Source organism: Peribacillus cavernae, assembly GCF_003989135.1.
Lineage (GTDB): Bacteria > Bacillota > Bacilli > Bacillales > DSM-1321 > Peribacillus > Peribacillus cavernae.
The window spans coordinates 274,224-281,986 of sequence record NZ_RYZZ01000005.1 but is presented as its reverse complement, the minus strand read 5'-3'; the positions used below and the strand labels follow the sequence as shown (position 1 = coordinate 281,986).

Annotated in this window: 9 protein-coding genes and 1 pseudogene; 6 read left to right on the top strand and 4 right to left on the bottom strand. The window is 42.9% G+C overall.

All coding sequences use genetic code 11. From position 1 onward, the window contains the following. From ELQ35_RS22805 to ELQ35_RS04525, 3 genes are all read left to right on the top strand, one after another. Positions 1 to 204: hypothetical protein (locus ELQ35_RS22805; protein WP_221884950.1), on the top strand; the 204-nt coding region annotated here is incomplete at its 5' end. Between the two features lie 126 nt (positions 205 to 330). After that, on the top strand, positions 331 to 435 hold the full coding sequence (locus ELQ35_RS04530) for a peptide-methionine (S)-S-oxide reductase (protein WP_126863637.1): 105 nt from the start codon (positions 331 to 333) through the stop codon (positions 433 to 435). 15 nt (positions 436 to 450) lie between these two features. Continuing rightward, the gene (locus tag ELQ35_RS04525) at positions 451 to 1,098 is read left to right on the top strand and encodes a hypothetical protein (protein WP_126863636.1); all 648 of its coding nucleotides are present in this window, start codon (positions 451 to 453) and stop codon (positions 1,096 to 1,098) included. 107 nt (positions 1,099 to 1,205) lie between these two features. Here ELQ35_RS04525 and ELQ35_RS23650 read toward each other — a convergent pair. Next, positions 1,206 to 1,469 (bottom strand): annotated as a pseudogene (locus ELQ35_RS23650) (isochorismatase family protein); the annotation flags it as partial. Between the two features lie 6 nt (positions 1,470 to 1,475). Here ELQ35_RS23650 and ELQ35_RS04515 point away from each other — a divergent pair. The 3 genes from ELQ35_RS04515 (at position 1,476) to ELQ35_RS04505 (ending at position 3,071) form a co-directional block, all read left to right on the top strand. Further along, positions 1,476 to 1,907 carry an Lrp/AsnC family transcriptional regulator gene (locus ELQ35_RS04515; protein ID WP_246025970.1) on the top strand — a complete coding sequence of 144 codons (432 nt, stop codon included), beginning with the start codon at positions 1,476 to 1,478 and terminating at the stop codon, positions 1,905 to 1,907. Positions 1,908 to 2,005: 98 nt separating this feature from the next. Continuing rightward, positions 2,006 to 2,143, top strand: coding sequence for a hypothetical protein (locus ELQ35_RS04510; RefSeq protein WP_185861655.1), 138 nt, complete (start codon positions 2,006 to 2,008; stop codon positions 2,141 to 2,143). 49 nt (positions 2,144 to 2,192) lie between these two features. Then, positions 2,193 to 3,071, top strand: coding sequence for an NAD-dependent epimerase/dehydratase family protein (locus ELQ35_RS04505; protein WP_126863635.1), 879 nt, complete (start codon positions 2,193 to 2,195; stop codon positions 3,069 to 3,071). A gap of 162 nt (positions 3,072 to 3,233) precedes the next feature. On the opposite strand, the gene cstA is transcribed toward ELQ35_RS04505, so the two are convergent. The 3 genes from cstA to ELQ35_RS04490 all read right to left on the bottom strand — a co-directional run bounded on the left by cstA (position 3,234) and on the right by ELQ35_RS04490 (position 7,684). Beyond that, positions 3,234 to 5,027 (bottom strand): carbon starvation protein CstA, encoded by a 1,794-nt coding sequence (gene cstA, locus ELQ35_RS04500; RefSeq protein WP_126863634.1) that lies wholly within the window; start codon positions 5,025 to 5,027, stop codon positions 3,234 to 3,236. Positions 5,028 to 5,178: 151 nt separating this feature from the next. Then, positions 5,179 to 5,925 carry a LytR/AlgR family response regulator transcription factor gene (locus tag ELQ35_RS04495; protein WP_126863633.1) on the bottom strand — a complete coding sequence of 249 codons (747 nt, stop codon included), beginning with the start codon at positions 5,923 to 5,925 and terminating at the stop codon, positions 5,179 to 5,181. After that, positions 5,900 to 7,684, bottom strand: coding sequence for a sensor histidine kinase (locus tag ELQ35_RS04490; RefSeq protein WP_126863632.1), 1,785 nt, complete (start codon positions 7,682 to 7,684; stop codon positions 5,900 to 5,902). Before ELQ35_RS04490 ends, ELQ35_RS04495 begins: the two co-directional genes overlap by 26 nt. Between the last annotated feature and the right edge of the window lie 79 nt (positions 7,685 to 7,763).

Below are 7,763 nucleotides of genomic sequence, written 5' to 3'. Positions count from 1 at the left end.
ATAGTGGTCAAACGTAGTTTTTTTCAGACTTATCTCCTCGTTAAAATAATGAATGTTAGTAATAATTATATTAAAAGTATATACGATTTGGATATAAGGATGGAAATAAATAATCATTACCAAGGAGTCATATATCGCCTGCCTAGTATGCCCCACAAAGGAAATTTTGTTCGATGGTTTTTTTCAGAAATGATGACAGAGTAAGTGATAAGAAAAATGATTAAAGATTATAATGGATATCCCCAACCTACTTGGATATATTCCCTAAAGAAAAAGCAATAATCCTGTTCATAAATTATTTAGTGGTAAGTGAGAAGGGAGTGAAGAGTGATGGCAAAAAGAAAATATGAGAAAGTCGTCTTTGCTGGCGGCTGCTTTTGGTGCATAGTTTCCCCGTTTGATAAAAAGGAAGGAACCATCGAGGTTAAATATTAAGATGGGGGAATTTAAATGAAATTCAAACGGATTACCGTAATTGCTGCTTTAGTTTCAATAGTTTCTCTTGGTAGTGTTTTAGCGTATAACTACAATAACTCTTCTCAGGAACAAGAGCCTGTTATTAAACAAAATTACTATGGCAAGGGAAAGCGGATGGGATTTGAAAACATCGCTGAAATGGAAGATAAATCGACTTTAATTGTTATTGGTAAGAAGCTTGATAAAGAAGTGCCAACAATCCTATTAGACGGAGTAGAACAAGAAGATGGCTATGAAGGGGTACTGGGTGGCTATACTATCTCCGATTTTCAAGTAAAAAAGATACTTAAAAATACTTCTGGCAAAGAAGTGGAAAAGAATCAAGTTATTCCTGTATTAGAAAATGCCGCTACCGACGTAATCGGTGACGGTAAAAAGAAAGTTACATACACGAATGATGGGTATGAACTTATGAAAAAAGGTAAGCATTATATATTATTTATGGATGAAAGTGGCTCTGGTCCGGGAACCTTTATTCCTTTAAGTGCAATTTACGGTAAAGCTCCTTTAGAAGCCAAGAAAGGTGACTTGGAATTTAATGGGGAAGATAAATTCGTGAAAAAAATTATTAATGAAGCGACTAAAAAGTATAAAAAAGAAGTTGGTACAATAAAAGAATAAGAGAGCAGGGGCTCCCTTTTTTAATTTTATTATTTCGTTGAATTCCAAAAAACCATACAAGCTGTGCTTAGTCGCTTCTGGAGATTTCCTTATACCACCCCCAGCATTCAAAATGAGAGTAAGAGATTCATCGTAGATTTTACTTCGGCAAATTCATGATGAAGGCTACTTACATTTACTCTATGGATCAAATCCGCGGTCAGTAGGGAACCGTCTGTAACATCATTGCGATCAAATGTTGCCGTGGCATCTGCAGCGACGATCATCTCAAACCCTAAATTACTCCCCATACGCACCGTTGTCGAAACACAATGGTCTGTCGTTAAGCCGGCAGTAATCAGTCGTTTAATTCCGTTCACACGCAGATATGATTCAAGATCAGTTCAGAGATCGACAAGCTAATTTTACAGGAGTTAGCCAAAGATAGCCGATTATCCATGAGGGAGCTGGGAAAGAAAGTTCATATGTCGTCCCCGGCCGTAACGGAACGGGTAAGGCAGATGGAGTCCTTTGGAATTATCAAGGGATATAGTGTTGAAATGGATCTAAAGAAGCTTGGCTATCCAATCGAATGTATCATTGAAGCGACCATAAAAAACGGGGAGTATGAACGGTTTAAGAAGTACATCGCAGGACTATCCTGTGTTGATTTTTGCTATCGGATTGCCGGACAGGCCTGTTATATTTTAAAAATTCATACGGAGAGTATTGAAAAAGTGGAGGAATTTATTAACGATACCATTCCATATGCATCGACTGTTACACATATTATCCTGTCACGTATCGAGACGCTGGGAGTCATCGAGTAGGCGTTCTATTTATCCTTTACTGTCACCAAAAAGCAAGAAATGACAGGACGGAAAACTACCCAAATGCTAAAGTAGAGATAGAAAGGAGAATGGGTTTTATGGAAGGGCTTCAGAAAATGATTGCAAGTATCGATTATATTGAATCCCATCTTGAAGCGGAGCTAACAATTGATCAGATTGCCATGGTTGCCAATAACCTCATTTTTAAAGGAATCTTCTTGCCACTTAGCGAATAATGTATGCAAGAATAGTTTCTAAATACGTTAGCAAAGGAGGACGAGCCTCTTGGGAAAAGTTCTCGTCTTTGGAGGGACCCGATTTTTCGGCAAAAAGTTAGTCGAACAGCTGATACATAGTGGATGTGAAGTAACGATTGCTACGAGAGGGAAAACGAATGATTCCTTTGGCGACCAGGTGAAGCGAGTTCATCTGGACCGCAGCGTTGATGATTCGAGGTGGGATGAACTAAGCTCGGTGCAATGGGATGCTGTGTACGATAATATTTGTTATAACCATGACGATGCAGAAATTGCTATTAAAAGATTAGAAGGAAATGTTAGCAAGTATATTTTCACCTCGACTATGTCTGTATACGAAACTTCTGAAACAGCCCATGTTGAGGATGACTTTTCGCCATGGGATTATGTACTGCCTCCTAAAGGAGAAGCGCTTAATTATGGGGAAGGGAAAAAAGCGGCTGAGGCGTATTTCTTCCAAAAGAGTGGCTGGGATGTTTCGGCAGTGCGGTTCCCCATCGTGCTTGGGGTGGACGATTATACGAAACGCTTGCACTTTCATGTTGAGAGAGTCGCAAAAGAAAAAGAAATCGGTTTCCCGAATGTGGAGGCAAAGATGGGCTTTGTTTCTTCGGATGAAGCAGCAGATGCGCTCTTTCTCCTAAAGGATCAGCCAGGAATGGGACCGATCAATATTTGCTCAGAAGGTTATCTTAAGCTTGAGGACTTAATGGGACTCATTGAGAAGGCAACTAAGAAAACGGCACTGATGACTCTGGATGTAAACGATGAAAATCACTCCCCATTTGGTGTTCCAGGCTCGTGGTACATGAATCCTGCCAAGGCAGAAGCAGCCGGCTTCCATCTGCGAAAACTTGATTCGTGGCTTGCTGAGTTGATAAAGAATTTGGCTGCTCAATATGCATAGTTAATCAGTGAACTGGGAAAATCAATGGAAATAATTAAGCGAAAAACCTTTGGATTTAAGCAAAAAAATAGATATTTAAGCGAAAACTATGGTGATTTAAGCGAAAAGATAGACAAAGCAAAAAGGAACCTGGCGTTTTCTAAGCCAGGTTCCTTTTTATAATTAAGCTGTTTTTCTATTCAATTTTACGGCCGGTGTATTCCATGTTTCAAACCAGTTTTTAACGGCTGTAACGATAATCACCAGACCTAAAGCCAGCATGATGATAGATAGTACGGCATTGAGGACGCTGTATCCAGTAGCAGCTGTATTTAGATACACATTTTTTACCATCCAGTAGCCGGCATAGTTTACGGTTACGTAAAGGTATGCGAGCGGAATCAGGCAAGTGAGCATATAGCGGCGTTTGTCGGCAACTCTCAGAATCACGGTAGCGCCGATAATTAACCCGATAGAGGCCATCAACTGGTTGGAAACTCCGAATAATGCCCAAACAGACCCGATGTCTCCTGAGAAGAGCAGGTAACCCCAGAGGAAGCAGGCTAATGCACTTGCAAAGATATTTCCAGGGACCCAGTCCACACGTTTTAGCGGTTTATAGAAGGCGCCGCCAAAGTCTTGAATCAAGTAACGGGCGACACGTGTTCCGGAATCAATGGCTGTTAAAATGAACAGCGCTTCAAACATAATAACAAATTGGAAGAAGAAGGATGCCGCCTGGCTGAACCAAGGAATTTCTGTGAAGATATACGTCATTCCTACTGCAAGAGTAACGGCTCCGCCAGTGCGTCCTTCCAGATCTAAGCCGATGTCTTGGCTAAGTTGGGCAAGGTTTACTGTTTCCATACCTAATGTTTTGAAAACTTCTGGCGTTGAGTTGATTGCAAAATAATCGCCAGGGTGTAAAGCTGTTGCGGCAACAAGAGCCATGATCGCGACAACACATTCAACAAGCATGGCGCCAAAGCCGATCGGTTTAATATCGCTCCAGCGGTTGATCATTTTTGGCGTGGTACCTGAACCGACAAATGCATGGAAACCGGAAATCGCTCCACAGGCAATTGTAATCGAGATGAACGGCCAAACCGGTCCATTCATAACCGGTCCTCCGCCATGGATGAACTCTGTAAAAGCAGGCATCTGCAACTGTGGGTTTACCACGAAAACACCGGCAATAAGAGCAATGAATACACCGATCTTCATAAAACTGCTTAAATAATCACGCGGTGCAAGCAATAGCCACACCGGCAATGCAGCTGCAAAAAACGCATAAATAGGCAAAACAAGTGATAATGTTTTCACATCAAGTGTCAGCCAGTCACCGAAGGCTGTATCTTGGATATATGGACCGAAGAAAACGGCAGCCATAATGAGTATGAACCCGACGATGGTAGCTACTTTCAAGTTTCCTGTTTTCTTATGATACAACCCGACACCCATCGCAATTGGGATTGTAATGCCGACTGCGAATGTACCCCATGGGTTATTTTCTAAAGCATGCAGTACGACCATGGATAGGCCGGCCATTGTAATCGTGATGATAAATAGCATGGCCAGTCCAGTACAAAAACCAGCAACAGGACCTAATTCCTTTTTGGCAACTTCCGCTAACGATTCCCCTTTTTGGCGCATCGAAGCAAATAATACCACAGCATCGTGAACTGCTCCCCCGACAACAGCCCCGATTAAGAGCCATAGCAGTCCGGGAAGATAACCGAACTGTGCGGCCAAAATAGGCCCTACAAGCGGGCCAGCTGCAGCAATGGCAGCGAAGTGATGTCCGAAGGTTACCCAGCGGTTGGTTGGCACGTAGTCCTTGCCGTCTTCCAACTCATGTGCTGGCGTTTTCTTTGAATCATCTAATTTTAAGACCTTAACGGCCATGAATGTACCATATAAACGGTATGCAATCATTAAAATACATATTGAGCCAATTACCATTGTAATCGCATTCATTTCGATGCCCTCCCATAAGCTTTTTTTCTACCTTGAATAATACCTGATGAAAAGGAGTTAATAGCGTTTTCAGGGTAATATACAGAAAAAAAGTCATGAACTGCAAATATGGAAGGCTGAAATGCAACATACCAGCTTAGATTACAGGGAGCTAAAACCCCAGCAGCTGCTTGAGGTCCTTTACATAAGTACGGCTGACAGGCACCTTGGAGCCATCCTTCATAATCAAATTGTAAGTGGAATTAAACCACGGTTCTATTTCAGAAATTTCATTCACATTTACAAGGTAGCTGCGATGGACCCGGACAAAAGAGCTGTTATTCAATTTCTTCTCGAGCGTGACGAGCGACTCGGTTATTTTATACTCTGCTGCTGTTGTTTTAATAAGCGTTTTTCCCTCCGTCGAACCGATAAAGATAATCGAGCTGATATCGACAAGAATGATACGTTCTTCGGCCATTATTGCCAGTTTTCCGATTTGGTCAGCCGCGAGCTTCGGAGATTCATGGGGAGACACCGTTTCGTTTGCCCCGATGGTTCGCAACCTTGTAATCTTCTCTAACGTTTTTTGAAGGCGGGTTTCATCAAATGGTTTTAGGATGTAATCAACCGCATTCAGTTCAAAGGCCTGAAGGGCGTATTCATCATAGGCTGTGGCAAAAATAATCGCCGGCGCCGGATCCACGGACCGAAGCTGCTCGGCAAGCATCAGGCCGCTGTCTTCAGCAAGCTCGATATCAAGAAAAACAAGGTCTGGTACCAGGGATCCTATCTGTTCTGCCGCTTCTTCCACGGAGCTTGCCTCGCCGACGACTTCCACTGCTTTTGTCCGCAGCAACAGATATTTTAATTCATCCCTTGCCAATGGCTCATCATCTACTAAAAATGCCTTCAACATGTTCCTCATAAGCTCCTTTTCTGTCTAAAGGTATGATGACTGTAACTTCTGTTCCGGAACCTTCCATACTTTTAATGGCAAAATGGGCCTCCGTATTATAGATTCCTTCTAATCGCTCGCGAATATTTACAAGGGCTGTACCACTCCCCTGCTTGGAGAGAACCTCTTGTTTTCCAAGCGAATCAAGCTTTTCCGGAGAGATTCCCTTGCCATTATCCTTAACGGTAATGTTCGTCTTTTTTTCATCGGAAAAAGCCGTGATACTGATCTCGCATTTGCTTTTAACGCCGGAAAACCCGTGACGGACGGCATTTTCAACCAATGGCTGTAATATAAACGGCGGCAGCATGCTATTTTCAAGACCGGGTTCGATAGAGAATGTCGCTTGATATTTATTTGGAAAGCGGGCCTGCTCCAATGACAGATAGGCTTTTACATGCTCCAGTTCTTTTTCGAGAGGAATCAGAGTTTGTCGGGCGCCCTGCAGATTACTCCGGAAAAAATGGCTCAGCTCCAGTAAAAGTTTTCTTGCCTTTTCGGCATCTGTCCGGCATAAAGCAGAAATTGTATTGATTGCATTGAATAAAAAGTGAGGATGAACCTGAGCCTGTAAAGCCTTAATCTCGGCATTTTTCAATAATTTACTTTGATTCTCTGCTTCGGCCAGCTCAAGCTGCGTCGAAAAGAGATTCGCCAGGCCTTCTGCCAGCTCTTTTTCCACTTCGTTCAAGTGCCCCGGATTTGTAAAGTATAGTTTTAAGGTGCCTACCGTATTCTGGTGCACCTGCAAAGGCAGGACGACAGCTGCAAGAAGCGGGCACGATTGATTGTAACAAAGAATTTCTTCTTTACTTTTGGCTGTAATCACCCGCCCTTGTTCGAGAACTTTTTTTGTTAATCCCGTCGAAAATCTCTGCATAGGTACGTGGTGATCAGAGGCTGCTCCGACATGCGCTAACACCTGACGGTCATTCGTTATTGCAATGGCGTCTGCATGGGTGAGCCTGAGCATGATTTGCGCTACTTCCTTACAGGATTCAGGATTCAAACCCTGGCGGAAATAGGGGAGTGTCTGGTCGGCAATATGAAAAGCTGTATTTGTCTGCAAGGCTTTCGTGCGCTCTTCTTCGCGAAGAATGGAGCGGATGATGAGCATAAATAAAAAAGTGCCAAAACCGTTTATGACGATCATCGGAACCCCAATCAGCTTGACAAGATCCCAGGCGAGGCCATACGGCTTGGTAACGAGAAGAATAATCACCATCTGGATAATTTCCATCACGACACCTATAGAAACGGCAAACCAGGGAGTGATAGAGGACTTCTGCTTCCTCCGTTTTCCAATATAACCTGCGGCAACTCCGGCCACGACAGCGGAAATGGCGCAGGCAGCCGCTGTAAACCCTCCAAGCATAAAGCGGTGCAGACCGGCAATGATCCCAATCCCAAGACCTACAATAGGCCCGCCCAGAAGGGAACCGATCGCAATGCCCATAATCCGTGTATTTGCAATCGCGCTATCTGGCTCAACGTTAATAAGCCAGGCGTTTTCAGCAATTGTATTATGATGAATCTCAATTCCAGTATAATTGCTGATTACTCCAAACGAACCGAATATGACAATTAAAAGTGCTTTTTCAGATATCCGTTGGTTATCAGTATGAATGATACGCCGGAACGATTTAATATGGGAGAGAAGAAAAGCGACGATCAAAATTATTCCTGCTCTCTCCAGCATTAACGGCAGTAAATGAAACATCAGTCTCACCCTTCACAGTTATTATTTATTCATCTTACAACTAGAAGAATGGATTGTCGACTCCAGCATAATCAAGCGC